Source organism: Mariniflexile sp., assembly GCF_052728615.1.
Genome location: NZ_JBFVFE010000043.1, coordinates 12,679 through 35,305, shown reverse-complemented (window position 1 = coordinate 35,305; position 22,627 = coordinate 12,679). Strand labels below are relative to the sequence as shown.

The window sequence follows — 22,627 nt, the reverse complement described above, 5'->3', positions numbered from 1 at the left end:
ATAAAAGCAAAAAATGGAACAGAATCGTCAAATTATGTCAAAATGCTGCATAATGGGAAATTTGTCGTACACCCGTTTTAGATAGCAATCTTTTATTCTCAAAAAAAATCTGTAATACTTTGAAATCCAATAAAAACATCCTCATCTGTTTTGGCACACGCCCCGAAGCTATAAAAATGGCACCTATATGTTTAGAACTAAACAAAAGACAGGTTCCTTTTAAACTCTGTGTTACGGCTCAGCACCGAGAAATGTTGGATCAAGTATTAGACTTTTTCAATTTAGTTCCAGATTATGATTTAGACGTTATGCAACCTAACCAAAGTCTAAATAAATTAAGTTCTAGAATTTTATCGGAAATAGATACTATTTTAGAAAATGAAGAATTCGACTTAGTACTTGTGCACGGCGATACAAGCACTTCTGCTTTGGTAGCATTGGCAGCGTTTCATAGACATTGTAAAGTAGCGCATATAGAAGCAGGTTTAAGAACCTACAATAAAAAATCGCCCTTTCCAGAGGAGTTAAATAGGCAACTTACAGGAAGGATTTCCGATTTTCATTTTGCGCCTACTGCTAAAGCAAAACAAAACCTGCTAGAAGAAGGTATTGAGGACTCAAACATTCTTGTTACGGGAAACACAGTCATTGACGCTCTTTTTTTTACGTTAAATAAAATTGAAAAAGGCTACGAAAATTCATTTATTACAGATTTAATCAAAAAGATAGATTTTACAAAAAAAGTTGTCTTGGTAACGGGGCACAGACGAGAAAGTTTTGGTACTGGTTTTGAAAATCTATGCCATGCTATTTTAGAAATCTCTAAAAACAAGGATGTTGAAATTGTGTTTCCTGTGCATTTAAACCCGAATGTTCAAAACGTGGTTTACGAAAAGCTGTCTGGCAAAAATAATATTCACTTAATAAATCCTTTAGATTATCCTTCGTTTGTTTGGTTAATGAGTAGAGCTGTTTTAATTATTTCAGATTCGGGCGGCATTCAGGAAGAAGCCCCTTCATTAAACATACCGGTTTTGGTTACAAGGGAAACCACTGAGCGCGATGAAGGTATTAAGGCAGGTTGCTCTTTTTTAGTGGGTACCAATACTGGTAAAATTATAGTCGAAGCAGGCAAAATATTAAATGCAAATAATGTAAAAGCTAAAATGGCCAACCCGTATGGAGAAGGACTTGCTGCTGTTAAAATAATAGATTTCATTCAAAACACTATTTTTGAAGATGCCTAAACATATTTTAATAATTGTAGATTCCATAGATGTAAACGATAGCAGTGGTTCTAAGGCCAATGTGGCTTTAATTAAAAATTTAGCAGCTATTGGCTATAGTATCACTGTTTTACATTATACGCAAAAAGATATTCAATTAAAGGGTATTAAGTGCATTTCAATAAAAGAAAAAAAAATAAACATATTATATGTATTAAGCAGAACACAACGAATTATACAGCGCTATTTTAAAGTAAATTTAGCCAAATACTTAGAGCCCATTTTCGGGTTTTCCTTTACTTTTTTTAATGACGTAAACAGTATTAAATCGGCTTTAAAAAAACAAGATATTGGAAAATTCGATTTAGTTTTGACTCTAAGCAAAGGTGCTAGTTTTAGACCGCATTATGCCCTAAATAAATTAAAGAATTTACATGAAAAATGGCTGGCTTATGTTCATGATCCATTTCCAATGAGTTGTTATCCGCCACCGTATCAATGGAATGAGCCAGGATATAAGCGAAAAGAACGTTTTTTTAGATCTGTTTCAGAACGTGCAAAATATGCCGCTTTTCCCAGCGGGTTGCTAAAAGATTGGGTTGGAAGTTTTTTTCCGAATTTTATTAAAACAGGAATGATTATCCCTCATCAAAGTTATGAAGAGAAATTAACAAACCTTGAAACTCCTATTTATTTTGATAATTTAAAGTTTAACATATTGCATGCAGGTAATTTAATGAAGCAACGAAACCCAGAAGATTTATTAAAAGGTTTTAAATTATTTCTTGAAAACAAGCCAGAAGCCAAAAATAATACGAAATTGTTACTATTGGGAAATGCATCGTATCATGAAAATCTCATTAATGACTATGCAATGAGCTTGCCTCAACTTTATATAAAACTCACAAATGTCCCTTTTAAGGAGGTATATTGGTTACAGAATCAGGTAGCAGTTAATATTATTTTGGAAGCAAATTCAGAAATCAGTCCGTTTTTACCAGGCAAATTTCCCCATTGTGTAGCAGCAAATAAACCGATATTACACCTTGGGCCAGATAACAGTGAAACCATGAGATTGTTGGGTGATGATTATAACTATCATTCAGAAATAGATCATTTTGAAAAAATAGCGAAATGCTTAGAGAAATTATATGATTTATGGTTAGATAATAATGGTCATTTAAAATTAAATAGAAGTGATTTAGAAATTTATCTAGGTAAAGGACATTTGAAAGATATGATTATAGATTTATTAAAAGAGTAATTTGTAATTATAAATGAATGGACAAAAAACAAAGTAGTTAAAGGTTTATGCAAGCATCAATATTAATTGTTTCTAAAAACAGAAAAGATGAACTGGAAAAAACACTTCTTATACTTGAAAAATTAGTTGATTTTTCAATACATGAAATTTTAGTTTTTTTAGATGGATGTACTGATAATTCTTTTGTTTTAAAAGAGAAATTTAATTGGGTTAAGTGGGAGATTTCCAAAAAATCAATCGGTGCTTCAAAAGCAAGAAATGTACTTTATCCAAAAGCATTAGGAAAATTTTTAATAGGATTAGATGATGATGCACATCCTATAAATAAAGATTTTATTTTAAAAACAATAAAAATTTTTCATAAGTATCCAAATGTAGGCGTTATAGCTTTTCAGGAAATAAAAGGCTTGTTGAATAAAGAAGATGAGATTAATTTTGGTAAAATAGCTGATGAAGAATATTTTACGAATGAGTTTATCGGTTGTGGTTTTGCTATTAGGAAAGATGTTTATAACGTAACCAATGGATTTCCAAAATGGATAGATATTTATGGAGAAGAATCATGTGTGGCTATTGAAGTTTTGTCAAAAGGGTACGACATTCTTTATTCAAATCAAATAAAAGTAAATCATCGTGTTAATAAAGAGGCACGCAAAAACATAGGACACAATTATTTTAGATTTGGGAAACAGCTAAAAAACACAACCTATTATTATATGGTTTATCATAAGTTTCCATTAGTTAAAATTATAAGGTTATATTGGCATAATTTCAGGAAATATGCGGTAAACGATTGGAAATATTTTACTGTTTATTTTAGAACGGCATTAGAAACAGTAATAGGCTTGTCAACGATTTTAAAATACAGAAGGCCAATAGAAAAAAGGATAATTAAAAAATCAAGAAGTTTACAAAATCTAAAGTTTTAACATGAAAATATATTACCAAAATGCAAGATTTACAATAGGCGATTTTTTATTATGAAAACATTTATTATAGCAGAAATAGCACAAGCCCACGATGGCAGTTTAGGTATGGCACATGCTTACATTGATGCACTGGCTAAAACAGGTATTGATGCCATAAAATTCCAAACGCATGTAGCGGAAGCTGAAAGTAGCATATACGAACCGTTTAGGGTAAAGTTCACCACCCAAGATAAAACCCGGTTCGACTATTGGAAGCGCATGGAATTTACCTTAGAACAATGGAAGGCATTAAAAGCACATTGTGATGAAGTGGGACTTGAATTTATGAGTTCGCCTTTTAGTAATGCCGCCGTTGATATGTTGGAAGAAGTGGGCGTTCAAACATATAAAATAGGTTCTGGTGAAGTTAATAATCTACTTTTGTTGGAAAGAATTTCGCAGACGGGAAAACCAATCATCTTATCTTCAGGTATGAGTTCTTTTGAAGAATTAGATAAAACGGTAGGTTTTCTAAAAGCGAAAAAAGTGACTTTTTTTATTTTACAATGCACGACATCCTATCCAACAAAGCCCGAACAATATGGTTTGAATCTTATTAAAGAGTTAAAGGAAAGATATGAGGTTCCCATTGGCTTTTCAGACCATTCTGCAACCCATGAAGCATCCATTGCAGCCGTGGTTATGGGTGCCGAAATTATTGAATTCCATGCCGTTTTTAATAAAGAGATGTTCGGACCAGATGTATCGTCTTCTTTAACCATAGCTGACATTAAAAAGTTGACGACTTCCATTCGCAACATTGAAAAAGCTCTTGATAATCCCATAGATAAAAACGATGTTTCAAAATTTAAGGAACTAAAGCTTATTTTTGAAAAATCGTTGGCAGTAAACAAAGATTTGAAAAAAGGACATATATTGAATTTTTCAGATTTAGAATCTAAAAAACCCGCGAACAAAGGCATTTCTGCTACTAATTTTAGAGATGTGATTGGAAAAGAAATTACTAAGAATTTAAAAAAATGGGATTTTTTAACCTTAGACGATATTAACTAATGTATATAAAATCCAGAGGTTTTGAAGAGCAATGAAATTGCATACAGTTATTGGGTTAATAAGTTATTTGTTATTTAGTCCGAACGCCTTAATAACTTAATTAACAATAACCTAATAACCATTAAGACTATGAAATTTGAAGAAAAATGAAAGCTTGTATTCAAAGTGCATAGTTTCAAATAATGAATGTAGCTAATGAACAAAAGAAAAATATGCGTCGTAATTACCGCTAGACCTTCTTATAGTAGGATAAAAACGGCGTTAACAGCGATAAAAAACCACCCAAATTTAGAATTACAATTGGTGGTAGCAGGATCCGCTTTATTGGATCGTTACGGTAATGCCGTGGAATATATTGAACGCGACGGCTTTAAAATCGATGCCAAGGTTTTTATGGTTTTAGAGGGCGAAAACAAAACCTCTATGGCGAAAACAACTGGCTTGGGCGTTATGGAATTGGCAAACACCTTCTATAATTTAAAACCCGACGCCGTAATTACCATTGCAGATCGTTTTGAAACTTTGGCAACTTCCATAGCGGCTTCTTATCAAAACATTCCCCTCATTCATATACAAGGTGGCGAGGTTACTGGGAATATTGACGAAAAAGTGCGGCATGCCAATACCAAGTTAGCAGATATTCATTTGGTGGCTTCAGAAGACGCTAGATTACGTGTCATCAAAATGGGTGAAGACGAAGCTTATGTTTTTAATACGGGATGCCCTTCCATAGATATAGCTTACCAAGTTAGTAAATCGCCAGAGTTGAATTTTAATCCTTTATCGAAATATGGCGGAGTAGGGAGTTCTATAGATTGGGAAAAGGGGTATGTCGTTGTGATGCAACACCCCGTAACTACCGAGTACGACCAAGCAAAGGAAAATGTGACCACCACGCTTAAAGTAGTCCATGAATTAGGAATACCTGCGTTTTGGTTTTGGCCGAATGTAGATGCCGGAGCAGATGGAACATCCAATGGCATTCGTTCATACAGGGAAATCCATAAACCTGAGAACATCCATTTTTTTAAAAACATGATACCTGAAGATTTTTTGCGCTTGCTCATAAACAGCAGATGTTTAATAGGGAATTCCAGTGTTGGGATTCGGGAATGTGCTTTTTTGGGTGTACCAGTAGTTAATATTGGCACCCGTCAAAACGGTAGGGCAAGAGCTGCGAATGTGATGGATGTTTCCTATGAAAAAGAAGCTATTGAAGACGCCATTCAAAATAGATTAAAGTTAAAAGGCAGTATTACCAATGATACCATTTATGGCGATGGTAATTCAGGAAAAAAAATTGCCCAAATATTGGCAGACATCGAGTTGCGTTTCCATAAAACCATTTCATATTAATGAGAATTTTAGGATTAATACCCGCTAGGGGAGGTTCAAAAACGGTTCCAGGTAAAAATATAAAGTTGCTGGAAGGCAAGCCTTTATTGCAATACACAGTGGACGCCGCTAAACCATCCAAATTCCTCTCAAAGCTTATTTTAAGTTCAGACGATGATGCCATCATAGACGTAGCAAAACAGCTGAATTTGGAAGTACCTTTCAAAAGACCTTCTGATTTAGCTCAAGATAATTCGCCCACATTACCAGTCATTCAACATGCTTTGAATTTTTTTACAGAACAGCACATTTATTTTGATGCCGTGTGCTTATTGCAAGTCACCAGTCCTTTTAAAACCACCCAGTTTATTGATAGTGCCATAAAAAAGTTCATGGAAACCGATGCCGATTCCTTGGTCACCGTTCAAAAAATTCCAGATGAATACAATCCGTATTGGGCATTTCAACCCAATGGAGCAGACTATATGGAGTTGGTTTCAGGGGAAAAAGACATCATCTCCAGGCGCCAAGATTTACCAAAAACCTATCATAGAGATGGCTTGATTTACATCACCAAAACAGATGTGCTTTTGAATAAAAATTCCTTGTATGGCTCCAAAATCAGCTATATCGAATCGCCTTTGGAAAGTGCCATCAATATAGATACTTTATCCGATTGGGAAAAAGCAGTCGCTTACCTAAAATCAAAAAACAACTGAATTATGTGTGGTATTGCAGGGCTTGTTGGAAGCGGAAGCTATACGTTGCGGTTAGATGCCATGTTGCAATCCCAAAAACATAGAGGGCCCGATTTTACAGGGACGTACTATGATACCGATTTTGCAGCTTTTGGTCATAATAGATTGGCTATAATTGATTTAACACCCCAATCCAATCAGCCTTTTCATGATGTTTCTGGTAGATATGTCATTGTTTTTAATGGCGAAATTTACAATTATATAGAACTGAAAAAAGAGTTGAAGGATGATTATGATTTTCAAACCAACTCTGATACCGAAGTGCTTTTGGCACTGTTTATTAAATTCAATAAATCCTGTTTAAGCAAGCTTAACGGCATGTTTTCTTTTGCCATTTGGGACAAAAAAGAAAAAACAGTATTTGCGGCAAGAGACCGTTTTGGAATAAAACCATTTTACTACCATAAAGGAAAAAACGAATTTTTGTTTTCAAGTGAAATAAAAGCCATTCATAAAGGAGGTGTGCAGCGAAAACCCAATCAAAAGGTTTGGGTTGATTATTTTGAACAGGGTAGTTATGGGTTGCCAATGGAAACTTTTTGGGAAGACATTCATCAATTGCCCGCGGGTCATTATTTAGAATACAAAAACGAAAATTTAACAATTACCAAATGGTACGATTTTGTAAATAGCATACATCATAACCCAAAAATAAAAACATATCAAGAAGCTCAAGAAATCTATAAGGAGTTGTTGATAGATAGTATCAAGCTACGGTTTAGGGCCGATGTGCCGGTGGGTTTTAATCTTAGCGGTGGTTTGGATAGTTCGGCGTTGCTCGCTTTGGCGAATGTATCACAAAAGCATATGGAGAACATTGAAGCTTTTACTTTTTATACTAACGATGAAAATTATGACGAACTGCCTTGGGTAGAACAGATGATTAACAGATACAACAATCCGTTAAACAAGGTGTTACTAAACCCTGAAGAAGTTCCCGAGCTTTCAAAAATGGTCAGTTACATGCAAGACGAACCTTTTGGCGGTATTCCTACTTTGGCGTATTCAAAGGTTTTTCAAAAAGCTTCAAATAAGGGCATCAAGGTATTGTTGGACGGTCAAGGAATGGATGAACAATTGGCAGGTTATGATTACTACATGAACAATAATAATGCAACCATTCAAGGAGTAAGCAAAAGTCCTTTTAGAAAAAATATTCTAGAACAAAACGTCGTTGTCAACTTCAATAAATATAATTACCCTGAACCATTTTCAACAAAATTGGAAAACCTACAATATAGAGATTTGTTTTACACAAAAATTCCTCGTGCACTTAGGTTTAACGATCGCGTTTCTATGATGCATTCTACGGAATTACGAGTGCCATTTTTAGATTACAGATTGGTTGAATTTGGTTTCTGCCTGCCACTGGAACATAAGTTTCATGAAAATCAAAATAAATATATTTTAAGAGACATCATTTCAAAATATATAAATAAAAATGTTTCGTATGCGCCAAAAAGACCCTTGCAAACACCACAGCGCGAATGGTTGGGAAACGAATTGAAAGCATTTGTGGAAACCAACATTGAAAAAATAAAGCTGAGCGATTACGCTACTTGGTTCAATGTTCATGAAATGGACAAGGAGTGGAACAACTATGTTAAAGGAGACAATCAATCTAGTTTTCATATTTGGCAATTAGTTAATTTTTCATTATTAATGGATTGATTGTTATGCAAAACCTTATTTTAAATCTATTTTTATCAGCAGTAATATTTTGATTAAATGAAAAAACTGGGATTGGTAATAACCGATGGCGTTGGCTTTAGAAACTTTATTCTAAGTGATTTTTTACAACATGCTGAAACAGCTTTTGTTGAGGTTGTGATTTTATCTTGCTTGCCAAGAGAAATTTATAAAACAAATACCAATGTGCGTGTTATTGAATTGGATGTTTTTGAAGAAACGTTTAAAACATGGTTTTTCAGAAAAGCCAAAGAAATAGCACACCTTAAATTACATCAAAAAGGGAATTTAGGCATTCAAGATAATTTAATGTCCAACGATTCTAAGTTAAAAACCAATAGAGGTTATGCAACACGCTTTATATACAAAGTCACTTCGTTATTTCATTCAGAACGTTTCATTCAACGATTTCAAAAGTTACAGAATAGCACATTTGCTTCGCATAAAATAACCAAAACATATCAATCTATTTTAAAAGAAGAACAATTCAACCTCTTATTTTTCACACATCAACGGCCGCCCTACATTGCGCCCTTAGTTTATGCGGCACAACAACAGAAATTAAAAACAGTGGCTTTTATTTTCAGTTGGGACAATTTGGCATCAAAAGGGAGAATGGCTTCCAATTTCGATTATTATTTGGTTTGGAGCAATTTAATGAAACAAGATTTATTACAGTTTTACAGTTCTATTAAAGAAAATCAAATAGCTGTAGTTGGCACACCACAATTTGTATCTTATGTGATGCCAGAATATAAAATATCTAAACAAGATTTTATTTCGGAGTTTCATTTAGATGAAAGTTTAAAAACCATCTGTTTTAGCTGTGGCGATATTTCCACCAGTAAAAATGATGAGCTTTATATTGAAACTATTGCAGAGGCTATTCAAAATAAATTACTGAAACCTGTAAATTTTATTGTTAGAACCTCGCCTGCCGAAGACCCGATTCGTTTTAAACAGTTGGTCGAAAAATTTCCGTTTATAAAATGGAATTTCCCCAAATGGCAACAAGTACGCGACAATCATCAGGAAGCGTGGTCGCAACGGATTCCAACTATTGAGGATGTAAAACAATTGCGCGCCTTATTGGAATATTCCGATATGAATATCAACATGCTTTCTACCATGAGTTTAGATTTTATGCTGTTTGGTAAACCAGTTATTAACCCTATTTTTGGTAATGCAACAAATGGTTTGTACAACGATCAACGGTTTTTAGGCTATGCACATATTCAACATTTGGTGAATAGCAATGCAACAAAAGTAGTTAAAACAAAAGAACAATTGCTGGAAGCTATTTCAGATTATTTAATTAAAGATGAAGATGCCCATAACAGAGAGAATTTCATCAAACAACAAGTGGGCGTTGCTTTAGATAAAACCAGTAAAGAATTGGTAGCGAGTTTAAAAGCATGGGCATAAAAGGAAAACATATCGCCATTATTTGCAATTACGAACTTCTTGAAAGTCGGGTAGGCGGTATGGACTATTTTTTCTGGGCTTTTAATAAAAAGTGCAATGAGAACGACATTGAAATCGATTGGTTTTTTCCAAATACGACAACTCATGGCGATTACAAAATGTTTAAAATTTTTCCTTCTGAAAAAACAACTTTAGAACAAAATTTTATTAATCATATTAAAACACAAAATGTTCATTACTCACATATCATTACCCATTTTATGGAATTATGTACGTCGTTTTATTCGGAAGTTAAAAAACTTCAACTTGCAAAAATTATCGTCGTTGACCATAATCCCAGACCCTTGGAAGGTTATCCTCTTAAAAAAAGAATAAAGAAGCGCATAAAAGGCATCCTATATTCTAAATACATTGATTTATTTATTGGGGTTTCAGATTACACAAGTCGTGCTATTTTAAATGATTTTGGGAACTTTTTAAAACCTAAAACCCAAACCATTTACAATGGTGTTTTAATGGATGATATTATTCCTAAAACGACCGAAAGAAAGAAAACAAATCCCAAATTTTTGGTGGTGTCACATTTACGACAATCAAAAGGTATTCAAGATTTAATTAATGCCGTTAGTTTGCTTTCTGCTGAATTAAAAGGAGATTTAAAAATTGATGTGTATGGTGATGGCCCTTATAAAAACGAGCTGTTTCAGTTAGTTAAAAACCATAAACTAGAAACCAATTTTGATTTTAAAGGGAGTCAATCTAATGTAACCAAATTATATCAAAACTACGATTACCTCATTCAACCCACTCACATGGAGTGTTTTAGCTTGTCTATTTTAGAAAGTTTGGCAGCGAATATCCCAGTAATCACCACGCCCGTTGGCGGTAACACCGAAGTCATCACAACTGGTAAAAACGGCTTTATTTTTGAAACGAAAAACAGTAAAGCATTGTCAGATTTATTAGATGAAATAATAAGAGGTAAAAAATATATTTCAGGAAACACCAGAACTTTAATTGAAGAAAAATTTTCCATTGAGATGATGGTGGAAAATCATATAAAATTGTTGGATTTATGAACATAGCCTTCCTAACCCCCGAATATCCACACCCTAAAACCAAGAATGCAGGTGGCATTGGCACCAGTATTTTAAGCTTGTCGAAAGCTTTGTCAAATTTAGGGCATACCATCAGTATTTTGGTGTATGGGCAGGATACTGACGATTATTTCATGGAAGAAAATATTCATCTTTACAAAATAAAAAACACCAAGGTAAAAGGTCTGTCGCTCATTTTTACCCAAAAAAAAGTAGAACGGTTGATTAATTTATTGCATGAAGAAGGAAAAATAGACATTGTTGAAGCGCCCGATTGGACGGGGTTTACAGCCTTCGTAAAGCCCAAATGCCCATTGGTTGTTCGAGAGCATGGCAGCGATACCTATTTTTGCCATTTAGACCACCGCAAGGTCAAGTTTAAGAATAAATTTTTAGAGAAACGAGCCCTTAAAAAAGCCGACGGTATTATGAGCGTGAGCGCTTTTACGGGTCATTTAACCAACGAGTTATTCGCGTTACATAGAGATTTTACTGTGATTCCAAATGGTATAGATGTTTCTTTATTTCAACCGAAGCAGACAGAAAACAATAAAACAAGTTTACTTTATTTCGGCACATTGATCAGGAAAAAAGGCCTTTTGGAATTGCCCGAAATATTCAATAGAGTTCATAAAACCAATAATGAAGTAGAACTGATTCTTGTTGGAAAAGATAGTGGAGATATAAAAACGGGCGCATCTTCAACCTGGCAACTCATGCAACCATTATTTAATGACAATTCAATAAAAAAAGTAAAATACCTAGGAGCCGTAGCCTACTCAGAAATTCAGGATTTAATAAAAGATGCCACCGTTTGTGTATTTCCTACCTTTGCCGAAGCGTTGCCTGTATCGTGGTTGGAAGCCATGGCGATGGAAAAAGCCATAGTAGCCTCCAACATTGGTTGGGCAAACGAGATGATTGAAGATGGGAAAGAAGGGTTTTTAGTGCATCCCACTCACCACCAACAGTACGCAGACCGTATTTTGGAATTATTGGAAGATACCGAAAAACAAAAGCAATTTGGGAAAGCCGCCAGGGAAAAAGTAAAAGTACAATTCAGTCATGATTTGGTTGCTGAACGTTCCGTTGAATTTTACAAATCCGTGATTTACAAATGATTTTACTGGTTCATAAGGAGAATAAGGTTGTTAGCGTATTCGATTATCATTCTAATATGATACTTGATTTTCCAAATATGGATTTAGTCAAAACTTTTTTTGAAATTGCAAAAAGCCACAAAAACAGAAATATAATTTGGTGTCATAATGATTTAAAAAATAACATCAATTTAAATGCATTAAAAGAAGCTCATCACCATAAGTTGATAATGACCACTTTTGAAGCGGCGCAAACAAATTATATCAACGACAGAATTGGCTATGTAGAATCTTCACCATTTGTTAAAGTTAATAAAACTGTAAACTATCCAACTTGGTTAATGAGCAGTAGCGTGGGGGTGGTGAATTCTGATGTCATAAATAGTTTCGATTTAGATGATTATATGAATAGAACTTTTGATTATACTCTAAATTCAATAGCAAAAATTGGTATGGGTAACGGTCTATTTTGTTATTCTAATCCAAAACTTTTAAATCCCAACAAAAAAATAACGCTAAATGGAAATAATGCATCTTTTTACGAACTTTTTCTATTTGTAAAAGAGCATTATAGAGGACGGTGGGCTTTTTTATTGTTATTTAATATTTTTATTTATGAGAAGCGTTTATTGTTACTTCCATTTTTAGCAACGTTTTTCTCTTTCAAAAAATTAAGCAACCCTAATTTTAAAAATATAGAAATAGTAACGAATAACACCATATCCAAAGATTTTAGTATAGATATCATTATACCAACAATAGGTAGACGCGATTATTTATATGATGTTTTAAAAGATTTGGCAAAACAAACGGTACTGCCTAAAAACATCATCATAATAGAGCAAAATCCAGATGAACAAGGCAAGACAGAATTAGATTATTTAAAAAATGAATCATGGCCTTTTGCAATCAACCATAAGTTTATAAATCAAACAGGAGCCTGTAATGCGCGAAATTTGGCATTGAGCTTAATAGAATCTGATTGGGTATTTATGGCAGATGATGATATTAGGGTTAAATCCGAAACTTTAGAAACGGCCATAAATGAGATGATTACTTTTGGTTTAGATGCGGCAACATTAAGTTGTTTGAGGAAAGGCGATAAAGAAATAAAAACAAGCACGCTACAGTGGAATACATTTGGTTCGGGTTGTAGTATAATATCAAAAAAAATCGCTAACACCATCAGATTCGATATGGCTTTTGAACACGGTTTTGGGGAAGATGGAGATTTTGGCATGCAAATAAGAAATTTAGGTAAGGATGTTGGGTATGTGCCTAAGTGCCATATAACACACTTAAAAGCACCAATTGGTGGCTTTAGAACGCAAGTTATCCAACCATGGAACAAAGATAAAATCCAGCCCAAACCATCACCAACCGTTATGTTATATAATTTAAAGCATCAATCGTCTTTTCAATTAAATGGGTATAAAACCACATTGTTTTTTAAGTTTTTTAGGTTACAAAAAAATAAGAATCCATTCTCTTATTTTTTTTCTATGCAAAAACGCTGGAAAAAAAGTATTTTATTAGCAAATCAGTTAAGAAAAAGAATTTAAATAAATGGATTTCACTTTAATCGTCTGTACTTATATGCGACCGCAACCGCTACTAAAATTATTGCAGTCGGTAGCGAAACAAACAGTATATCCCAATGAAATATTAGTGATTGACGGCTCAACAAATACGGATACAGAAACCATTTTAAAAGAAAACAGTTTCAAAAATCTAAAGTATATTAAAGTTGATAAAACGAATAGAGGACTCACCAAACAACGGAATTTTGGTATCAATCTGGTTGCTGAAAGTTCAGAAATCATCTGTTTTTTAGATGATGATATTGTTTTAAAAGATAATTATTTTGAAGATTTAATAAACACGTATAAAATAAAACTAGATGCCTTTGCGGTTGGTGGTTATATTATTAATGACGTAAATTGGAAAAAAACTTCTGGAGAAAAGAACGCGAATACCTTTTATTTTGATGGTTGGATGCGCAATGAACCATCCCGATTCCGATTAAGACGAAAATTTGGATTGCAACCTGATGCAGATCCTGGGTTCATGCCAACTTTTTCCCATGGTAGAGCTATCGGCTTTTTACCACCATCAGGTAAAATTTATGAAGTAGAACAAATTATGGGTGGTGTTTCCAGTTATAGAAAGGAAGTTTTTAATAGCTTGTCGTTTTCAACCTATTTTGAAGGCTATGGTTTGTATGAAGATGCCGATTTTTCATTACGCATAGCAAAAATGGGTAAACTGTATGTGAATACCAAGGCGCAGTTGTTTCATTATCATGACGATTCTGGTAGGCCAAATCAATATAAATATGGCAAAATGGTAGTGAGAAACGGCTGGTATGTTTGGCGGATTAAATATCCAAAGCCAACATTCAAAGCGACTCTAAAATGGCATGCAACATCTTTTTTATTGACAGTCATTAGGTTTACAAACACCATCACTACCAACAAAAAACAAGAAGCGCTCACAGAAAGTTTGGGTAGAGTGGCAGGTTGGTTATCTTTACTGTTAAATAAACCTAAAATTGAAAGTTAATCCAATAATGATCACAGAATTACTCAATTTACCTTTCAAAATAGTTACGCATTACAAAACTTTAGGTTATCAAGGCACCACATTGCTTGCCAAGAGATACATAAAAAAGTACAAAAGATTTTATATTTTATTGAAAGGATATAGATTTCCTGTCGTGCTAAGAAACAACACCACGGATGTTACCGTGTTCTATCAGGTTTTTTTAGCTAGGAGTTATTCTATAAAAGTTAAAGAAATGCCTAGGGTGATTATAGATTGTGGCGCCAATATTGGATTGTCAGCAGTGTTTTTTAAAAATAAATTTCCAGAAGCTAAAATTATAGCCTTAGAGCCAGAGCATTCAAACTTTGAAATGTTGAAAAAAAACACCAAAATGTATGAAGGCATACATTGCATAAATAAAGGTATTTGGAATAAATCTACCAACTTGATAATTAAGGATAATAATTTGGGGAATTGGGGGTTTATGGTTGAAGAAGTTGATAATGATAGCACCATTTCAGCAACTTCAATTGAAGAAATCATGTGTGAATTTAACATAGATCACATCGATATTCTTAAAGTTGATATTGAAGGTTCTGAAAAAGAATTGTTTGAAAGAAATTTTGAGAAATGGTTGAGCAAAACAAAAATCCTTATAATAGAATTGCATGATGGGCTAAGGGCTGGAGCGTCAAAATCGGTTTTTAATGCCATATCCAAATATGATTTTCATATGGTTAGAAAAGATGAAAATTTCATTTTTTATTTTAATCAGAAATAGCTAATTACTTGATAAAAATTAAAACGAAACGTTAATAATTCCTCCCCTTTTTTAAGGGGAGGTGCCGGTAGGCGGAGGGGTAAATGATATTTGCTACTTAAAAAACAACTAGCTATTTTTTGCATGTACTAAAAATAAATAGTCAACCGTATGAAATTAGAACTATCCACTTGGACCCATCATTTGAATCAATTGCTATACGCTTATTTTTATTTTTGCAAAAAAGAAAAGATAGAATTCAACTTGAGTTTCAATAAAACGGTTAAATACAACGGAGCCATATTATTTATAAACGGAAAACGTGTTTTTTTTGATTATTCTGATGATTCAAAGTTCATAGACTCATCAGATGATTATGATTTTTATTTTAAACGATCTCTAAGGCATAAAGATTTGAAGCCGAATGTACACGCTTTAAATTTCAATGTGCCACTGGCTTATAATAGCCATTCTTTTTTGTTGCATCTTAAAAAAGATTTCTTAACCCATAAACCTAACAAAACCGAAATAATCAGGGCTATAGATAATTTTGGGCTGTTTACCAATTCTTCACACGGTATTTTAGATATTAAAAATTATCCAAAAGAAGTAAAGGATTTTGGCGGGAATATTATTTTCCATACACAGTTATGGAATCCAGATAACCATCCCGATGAAGATGAAAAAAATAGAAGAACCTTGCAAAATGAGTTTAGGATACATGCATGCAGGGTTTTGAAGAAAAATTTTGAAAATGTTTCAGCAGGTTTGTTTTCAGATGAATTTGCTCAAAAAATAGCACCGGATATTTTATTGGATGATTCCCATTCTAAGAAAAAAAATTATCTAAAAAATTTAAAATCGTTTAATATAGGAATTGCCGATGATGGGCTAAAAGATAATCCAGGGTGGAAAATAGGCGAGTATTTGCTCTTTGGGAAAGCGGTGGTTACCACACCTTTAAATATTTGTTCAGATGATTTTAAAGAAGGACATAATTATGAAAAATTATCCTCACGTTCGGCATATGAAGAGCTTCCTGAAAAAATTGAAAACTTACTGCACAATAAAGCGTATCTTGAAGTTGGTAAAAATAATTTGAACTGGAGTGAAACCTATTTACATCCTAAAAATTATTTCAATAGAATTTTATCTGTTATTAAAGTTGATTTAATTCCATAAGGTTATGCGTTTTCTTATTATTTCCCACGTTTTACATAAAACACAAAATAATCAATATTTTGCCTACGCACCTTACGTTCGGGAAATGAATCTTTGGCTTAAACATGTTGATGAAGTGACTGTTATAGCACCAAAATATGAAGGCAAACCAACCGCCATAGAAATACCATATGTGCATAAAAACATCTGTTTAAATACCATTTCAAAAATACAGTTCACTTCTTTAAAAACTGTTTTTCAGTCGGTTTTAAGGTTACCAATACTCCTTGTTTCAATTTTTAAAGCCTGTAAAAAAGCAGACCACATTCATTTAAGATGCCCCGGAAATATGGGGTTAATAGGTTGTTTTGTTCAGCTCTTTTTTCCGAGGAAAATAAAAACCGCCAAATATGCAGGCAACTGGGATCCGAAAGCAACACAACCTTTAAGTTATAGGTTTCAAAAATGGATTTTAAGCAATACCTTTTTAACCAAAAACATGACGGTGCTTGTTTATGGCGAATGGGAAAAACAATCAAAAAACATCAAACCGTTTTTTACGGCGACTTACACAAATTCTGAAATAGAGATACCGAAAAAAAGAGATTACTCAGGTCATTTAAAATTCGTTTTTATAGGCAGTTTAGTGGAAGGGAAACGCCCCCTATTAGCCATCCAAATCATTGAAGCGTTGCACAAAATAGGTAAAAATGTACATCTAGATGTTTATGGCGATGGTGTTTTAAAAGAAGCTTTGCACAATTATATTGTAGTCAATAAATTGGAAAAAATGGTTGCTTTACACGGTAATCAACCTATAGAAAACATTAAGGAAGTTTTAAAAACAGCTCATTTTTTGATACTTCCTTCTAAATCTGAAGGTTGGCCAAAAGCCATTGCCGAAGCCATGTTTTATGGAGCAATTCCTATAGCGACAAAAATTTCTTGCGTGCCAAAGATGCTGGATAATGGCCATCGGGGAATTTTAATTGAACCTGAGGTAAATATGGCTGTTGAAAAAATTGAAGACGCTTTAAAGCACAAAGATTTAAAACAGATGTCTAAATTAGCGTCAAACTGGTCACAAACCTTTACTTTAGAATATTTTGAATCTGAAATTAAAAAATTAATAGCTCACTAATGCGCGTACTCCAACTCATAGATTCCTTGGAAGGTGGTGGTGCTGAACGTGTCGCGGTAAATTTTGCCAATGCCCTATCAAAAAATATAGAGGCATCTTTTTTATGCGCTACCAGAGCAGAAGGTATTTTAAAAAAAAGTATCGATTCCCATGTAGGCTATGTGTGTTTAAAGAAGACAAAAGTTATAGATTTTAAAGCAATCAAGCAATTGAATTACTTTGTTTCCCAAAACAAAATAGAGTTGATTCATGCACATTCAACATCATTCTTTTTAGCCACTGTCATCAAAATTTTAAATAGAAAAGTGACTTTGGTTTGGCACGACCATTATGGTAAAAGTGAGTTTTTAGAGGAACGCCCAAAATTTGTTTTAAAATGTTGTTCTAAGTTTTTTGACCACGTTTTTTGTGTAAATAGCAAGTTAACAGATTGGTCAAAAAATACACTTAAATTGAAATCAGTCAGTTTTTTGCCAAATTTTGCGGTTCAAAATATAGAAGAACCTGTAACCCAATTAAAAGGTATTGTTGGTAAAAGAATTGTTTGTTTGGCAAATTTAAGGGTTCAAAAAGACCATTTCAATCTTTTAAACGCTTTTAAATTAATACGTAAAGAGCATTCTGATTGGACCTTGCATTTAATTGGCGCTTACATTGATGATGATTATTACAAGTCTATCAAAATCTTTATAACAAAAAATAAACTGGAACAACACATCTTTATCTATGGCAGTTGTTCAGATACCAATCATATTTTAAATCAAAGTACTATTGGTGTTTTGTCCTCTAAATCGGAAGGTTTACCTTTATCGTTGTTAGAGTACGGATTAGCAAAATTGCCAGTAATTGCAACCCGTGTTGGTGATTGTGAAAAGGTTATTTCCAATAGCGAGGAAGGTATTTTAGTTGAACCACAAAATAATAAGGTTTTGGCTGAAGCTTTAGTAACTTATATGAATGATTTGGATTTGAGGCATCAAGTTGCACAAAATTTATATGAAAAGGTCAGGGTTTCATTTTCAGAATCAAGTGCCATGGAATCTTTAATCAGTATATATAAAACACAGCAAAAATGAAGTTATCGTTGTTTTATAAGCTTCTCGTTTTTCACTTCCTTTTGGCTGTTGGTGTTTTTGCGTTCCGGCCATTGGCACAGGTTTATTTTTTGTTCATCACTGGGTTTTTTAGCTACAAAATTTTAAGGACTTCCAAAAAGAACAAAACCTTTTATGTATTGTTTGCAAGTGCGTATGTAGTAGGGGTTGAGGTGTTTTTGAGAATGAACGGAGGGACCTTTTTTTATGAAGCCAGTAAATATTTGGTCATTGTGTTTATGCTTATGGGGTTGGCCAGTAATAGTTTTTCCAATAAATCCTTAATTTATATTCTTTATATTTTACTGTTGGTACCAGGTGTTTTTGTTGCTGTTTCAGATATGGGTTTTGAAACCAACATTAGAAGAGCCATCGCATTTAATTTAAGCGGACCCATTAGTTTAGGGATTGTAGCTGTTTTTTGTTATAAACGAGCGGTTGGTTTCAATCAACTAAAAATTATTTTATTGGCGCTTTTTCTTCCGCTATTTAGTATGACGGTTTATCTGTTTTTATACACCCCTAATTTACAATCGGTAGTTACAGGAACAGAATCTAATTTTGTAACCTCTGGAGGTTTTGGGCCCAATCAAGTAGCAACGGTTTTGGGTATAGGGATGTTTGTTATGGCCACACGTTTCTTTATGTCCAAGGAACCGTTTTTCCATAGATTTATTGATTTAATTCTGCTGGGTTTTTTAACTTTTAGAGCTCTTGTTACCTTTAGTAGAGGAGGCGTGCTTACTGCTATTGCGATGATTTTGGTGTTTTTAGCCGTATTTTATTTAAAGGTGAATCTCAAAACCAAGTTTCGTATTAAGTTTTCTTTGTTTGTTTTTTTGGTGATGATATTCTTTACATGGATCATTAGCTCTATTCAAACCGGTGGGTTTATCGAAAAGCGTTATGCAAATCAAGATGCTGCAGGAAGGGTTAAAGAAGATGTGAGCACCGGGAGGACCGATTTGTTTGCTTTTGAACTCAATGAGTTTGTCAACAACCCATTTTTTGGAATAGGCGTTGGAAAAGTAAAGGAAGAGCGTCTGAATGAAACTGGCATTGAAGCCGCTTCGCATAACGAGATGAGCCGTATTGTTGCAGAACATGGTTTGATGGGGGTTTTTGCATTCCTCATTCTATTGATTACACCTTTGGCGTTTCGGTTAAACAACAAAACCAACTTGTTTTTCTATTCCTTTTATCTGTTTTGGTTATTGACCATCAATCACTCAGCAATGCGCATTGCAGCACCTGCCTTTATATATGGGCTTAGTTTATTAAATATTCGATATGAAACAACTCCTATACATAGGAAACCATCTGTCCAAAGCAGGTAAAACTGAAACGACCATAGAAATTTTGGGCAAAGCTTTAAGGGTGGAAGGTTTTACTGTGCATACGGTTTCCAGTAAAAAGAATAAAGTGTGGCGACTTTTAGAGATGCTTTTTGCTATATTAAAGTTTTCCAAAAAGGCAGATTACGTTTTAATGGACACCTACAGCACCTCCAATTTTTATTATGCCTATTTGTGTGGCCAGTTATGCCGATTTTTAAAATTTAAATACATACCCATATTGCATGGAGGCAATTTACCAAACAGATTAAGAAGCAGTCCTAAATTAAGCGATTCACTATTTAAAAATGCGCACATAAATGTGGCGCCGTCACTTTATATGCAGTCTGAATTTGAAAAAATGGGATATTCAAATCTGGTATATATCCCTAATTTTATAGAAATTAAAAATTATCCTTTTAAAAAAAGAAGGTTTGAAACAGTTAAGTTGCTTTGGGTGCGCTCTTTTTCAGAAATTTATAATCCGCTTCTGGCAATAAAAATTTTGAAACTTCTTTTAGACGAAGGAATTCCAGCAACACTTACTATGGTGGGGCCAGATAATGATGGTTCTCTTTTAAAAGCTGAAAAATATGCTGAAGGATTGGGTGTCGAAATTAATTTTACGGGGAAACTTTCAAAAGAATCATGGATTGAATTATCAAAAAACCATAACATTTTCATAAATACCACAAACTTTGACAATATGCCCGTTAGTGTTATAGAAGCCATGGCTTTGGGGTTGCCAATAATTTCCACCAATATGGGAGGTTTGCCCTATTTAATTGAAAATGAAAAAGATGGGGTTTTGGTAAAGCCGAATAACGCAGCCCTATTTGTTGAAGCTATAAAAAAGTTACAAGCACATTCGGATGTTGCAAATGCAATGGCTTTTACAGCTAGAAATAAAGTGGCCAATTTCGATTGGGAAATCGTTAAAAAACAATGGATTAGGGTATTGCCAGAGTAAACACATTAAAATCGATAATCCTATCTTTAGCCACGAATTTGCTTCGCCAGTTCGCTTTAGCTCGGATCACAAATTAGCATGAAAAATGAGTTTGCTCATTTAAAATTCGTGAATTCGTGGCTTCATATTTTAATAAGCCTTACATGTAGCATTGCACTAATTTGAGGTATTGTAAAATTAACTCACTATATTTATGGTCTCTCATACATACTCCCAAATATGGACAAAAAAGGTATTCATTTCAACATATCTGAGCGCAAAATTTTATTAAGATCGTTTGATATACTTTCCATTCTTGCCGTTCTATATTTTGTTGGCAACACGTTCGATTTTGATTATTTTGCCATAACAAAACAAAATTGGAGTTGGGTTTTAGTGCTTGTTTTATATATTTCTGTATTCGGGACTATTTTCGAACTTTATGATCTGCAAAAATCCAGTAAACCCGAAAAAATCTCTACAAGTATCGTCTTCACGGTATCTATAACGGTGTTGTTTTATTTTTTAACCCCTTTTTACACGCCCATTTTACCCGACAATCGGTTACAGATCATTTACTTCTATTTTGCTATTCTCTTCGCTTTGTTTGTATGGCGAATGGCTTATTTAACTTTTATAGTCTCTCCTCGATTTTATAAAAAAGTACTCATTGTTGGCGAAACCTCAAACATTCAGATTATTGTGGACGCTTTCAGAAATGCGGACCCCAATTATAAAATTGTCGGATTTATTAATTGCGAACAAAGAAAACCCGAAAAAATTAAATTCAAGCATATTGTGGAATACAGCCCAAAGCAAATATACCAGGTTATAAAAGATGAAAATGTATCTGAAATTGTTATTGCAAGCTATAATTCAGAATCGATAACATCAGAAATTTATCGTGATCTTATTACGCTGTTGGAAGGAGGGTTTCCCATTAAAGAATATACCCAAGTTTATGAAGATATGATGCAACGCGTACCCGTTCAGTTTGTGGGAAAGGATTTTTATAAATATTTTCCTTTTAGTAGAAGTAATCACAATAAACTGTATTTGTTTTTTCAAGAATTGTTTGATGTTGTAATTTCCATGCTTGGAATTTTATCTGCACTCTTATTTATTCCTTTTATTTTGTTGGGAAATTTAATTGGTAACCGGGGACCTCTTTTTTACACCCAAGAGCGCATTGGTAAAAATGGCAATCTTTTTAAAATTGTTAAATTTAGAACCATGGTTAAAAATGCTGAAAATGAGGGTGCGGTTTGGGCAAAAAAGAATGATGTTAGAATAACCCCGTTTGGTAAGTTTTTAAGAAATACCAGATTGGATGAAATTCCTCAGTTCTTAAACATCTTGAAAGGGGACATGAGTTTAATTGGACCTAGACCGGAAAGGCCCCATTTTGTTAGGCAATTATCCCAAATTCTTCCTTTTTACGAAACCCGGCATATTGTAAAACCCGGACTTACGGGTTGGGCACAAGTAAAAACAAGATACGGCTCTTCGGTGGATGATAGCTTGTTGAAATTGCAATACGATCTGTATTATATAAAGCACAGAAGCTTTTTGTTGGATATAAACATTCTTCTAAAAACGCTTAGCACGATTATTTTCTATAGAGGACAATAGGTTAGTGTTCAGTCGCAGTCGCAGTCGCAGTCGCAGTTTGCAGTCGCAGTTTCAAGTTTAAGGTTTCAAGTTTAAGATTTCAAGTTTCAAGTTTAAGATTTCAAATTTCAATTGCAGTATTGCCTTTGCGTCTCCG

General features: G+C 33.8%; 19 protein-coding genes. All 19 read left to right on the top strand.

Features of this window, described 5'->3' with window-relative positions; translation table 11 throughout:
- Nucleotides 1-119: 119 nt before the first annotated feature.
- Nucleotides 120-1,247, top strand: a complete 1,128-nt coding sequence (gene wecB / locus ACU1LP_RS14515) for a non-hydrolyzing UDP-N-acetylglucosamine 2-epimerase (protein WP_445736626.1) — start codon at nt 120-122, stop codon at nt 1,245-1,247.
- Nucleotides 1,248-1,308: 61 nt separating this feature from the next.
- Nucleotides 1,309-2,490, top strand: a complete 1,182-nt coding sequence (locus tag ACU1LP_RS14510; protein WP_445736625.1) for a UDP-glycosyltransferase — start codon at nt 1,309-1,311, stop codon at nt 2,488-2,490.
- A 47-nt stretch (nt 2,491-2,537) separates the two neighbouring features.
- Nucleotides 2,538-3,419: a glycosyltransferase family 2 protein gene (locus ACU1LP_RS14505; protein ID WP_445736624.1), complete on the top strand. Its 882-nt coding sequence runs from the start codon at nt 2,538-2,540 to the stop codon at nt 3,417-3,419.
- A gap of 51 nt (nt 3,420-3,470) precedes the next feature.
- On the top strand, nt 3,471-4,472 hold the full coding sequence (locus ACU1LP_RS14500; protein ID WP_445736623.1) for an N-acetylneuraminate synthase family protein: 1,002 nt from the start codon (nt 3,471-3,473) through the stop codon (nt 4,470-4,472).
- A gap of 195 nt (nt 4,473-4,667) precedes the next feature.
- On the top strand, nt 4,668-5,828 hold the full coding sequence (gene neuC, locus ACU1LP_RS14495) for a UDP-N-acetylglucosamine 2-epimerase (RefSeq protein ID WP_445736622.1): 1,161 nt from the start codon (nt 4,668-4,670) through the stop codon (nt 5,826-5,828).
- Nucleotides 5,828-6,526 carry an acylneuraminate cytidylyltransferase family protein gene (locus ACU1LP_RS14490; RefSeq protein ID WP_445736621.1) on the top strand — a complete coding sequence of 233 codons (699 nt, stop codon included), beginning with the start codon at nt 5,828-5,830 and terminating at the stop codon, nt 6,524-6,526. Before neuC ends, ACU1LP_RS14490 begins: the two co-directional genes overlap by 1 nt.
- A gap of 3 nt (nt 6,527-6,529) precedes the next feature.
- A complete protein-coding gene (gene asnB, locus ACU1LP_RS14485) occupies nt 6,530-8,236 on the top strand; it encodes an asparagine synthase (glutamine-hydrolyzing) (RefSeq protein ID WP_445734162.1) in 1,707 nt (568 codons plus the stop codon).
- Between the two features lie 57 nt (nt 8,237-8,293).
- Nucleotides 8,294-9,679: a hypothetical protein gene (locus tag ACU1LP_RS14480; protein ID WP_445734163.1), complete on the top strand. Its 1,386-nt coding sequence runs from the start codon at nt 8,294-8,296 to the stop codon at nt 9,677-9,679.
- The gene (locus tag ACU1LP_RS14475) at nt 9,670-10,758 is read left to right on the top strand and encodes a glycosyltransferase family 4 protein (RefSeq protein ID WP_445734164.1); all 1,089 of its coding nucleotides are present in this window, start codon (nt 9,670-9,672) and stop codon (nt 10,756-10,758) included. Before ACU1LP_RS14480 ends, ACU1LP_RS14475 begins: the two co-directional genes overlap by 10 nt.
- On the top strand, nt 10,755-11,897 hold the full coding sequence (locus ACU1LP_RS14470; RefSeq protein ID WP_445734165.1) for a glycosyltransferase family 4 protein: 1,143 nt from the start codon (nt 10,755-10,757) through the stop codon (nt 11,895-11,897). Before ACU1LP_RS14475 ends, ACU1LP_RS14470 begins: the two co-directional genes overlap by 4 nt.
- 77 nt (nt 11,898-11,974) lie before the next feature.
- Nucleotides 11,975-13,438 carry a glycosyltransferase family 2 protein gene (locus ACU1LP_RS14465; RefSeq protein WP_445736620.1) on the top strand — a complete coding sequence of 488 codons (1,464 nt, stop codon included), beginning with the start codon at nt 11,975-11,977 and terminating at the stop codon, nt 13,436-13,438.
- Nucleotides 13,439-13,442: 4 nt separating this feature from the next.
- Nucleotides 13,443-14,438, top strand: a complete 996-nt coding sequence (locus tag ACU1LP_RS14460) for a glycosyltransferase family 2 protein (protein ID WP_445734167.1) — start codon at nt 13,443-13,445, stop codon at nt 14,436-14,438.
- Nucleotides 14,439-14,445: 7 nt separating this feature from the next.
- Complete coding sequence (locus ACU1LP_RS14455; protein ID WP_445731692.1) at nt 14,446-15,201, top strand: FkbM family methyltransferase; 756 nt, start codon at nt 14,446-14,448, stop codon at nt 15,199-15,201.
- A gap of 150 nt (nt 15,202-15,351) precedes the next feature.
- Nucleotides 15,352-16,362, top strand: a complete 1,011-nt coding sequence (locus tag ACU1LP_RS14450) for a hypothetical protein (RefSeq protein WP_445736619.1) — start codon at nt 15,352-15,354, stop codon at nt 16,360-16,362.
- A gap of 4 nt (nt 16,363-16,366) precedes the next feature.
- Nucleotides 16,367-17,482, top strand: coding sequence for a glycosyltransferase family 4 protein (locus ACU1LP_RS14445; protein ID WP_445733863.1), 1,116 nt, complete (start codon nt 16,367-16,369; stop codon nt 17,480-17,482).
- A complete protein-coding gene (locus ACU1LP_RS14440) occupies nt 17,482-18,558 on the top strand; it encodes a glycosyltransferase (protein WP_445731688.1) in 1,077 nt (358 codons plus the stop codon). The genes ACU1LP_RS14445 and ACU1LP_RS14440 overlap by 1 nt, the downstream gene beginning before the upstream one ends.
- Entirely contained in the window at nt 18,555-19,913 is a 1,359-nt protein-coding gene (locus ACU1LP_RS14435) for an O-antigen ligase family protein (protein ID WP_445733862.1), read from the top strand. The genes ACU1LP_RS14440 and ACU1LP_RS14435 overlap by 4 nt, the downstream gene beginning before the upstream one ends.
- Nucleotides 19,867-20,880, top strand: coding sequence for a glycosyltransferase family 4 protein (locus ACU1LP_RS14430; protein ID WP_445733861.1), 1,014 nt, complete (start codon nt 19,867-19,869; stop codon nt 20,878-20,880). The genes ACU1LP_RS14435 and ACU1LP_RS14430 overlap by 47 nt, the downstream gene beginning before the upstream one ends.
- A 219-nt stretch (nt 20,881-21,099) precedes the next feature.
- Nucleotides 21,100-22,491 carry a sugar transferase gene (locus ACU1LP_RS14425; RefSeq protein ID WP_445733860.1) on the top strand — a complete coding sequence of 464 codons (1,392 nt, stop codon included), beginning with the start codon at nt 21,100-21,102 and terminating at the stop codon, nt 22,489-22,491.
- Nucleotides 22,492-22,627 lie beyond the last annotated feature (136 nt).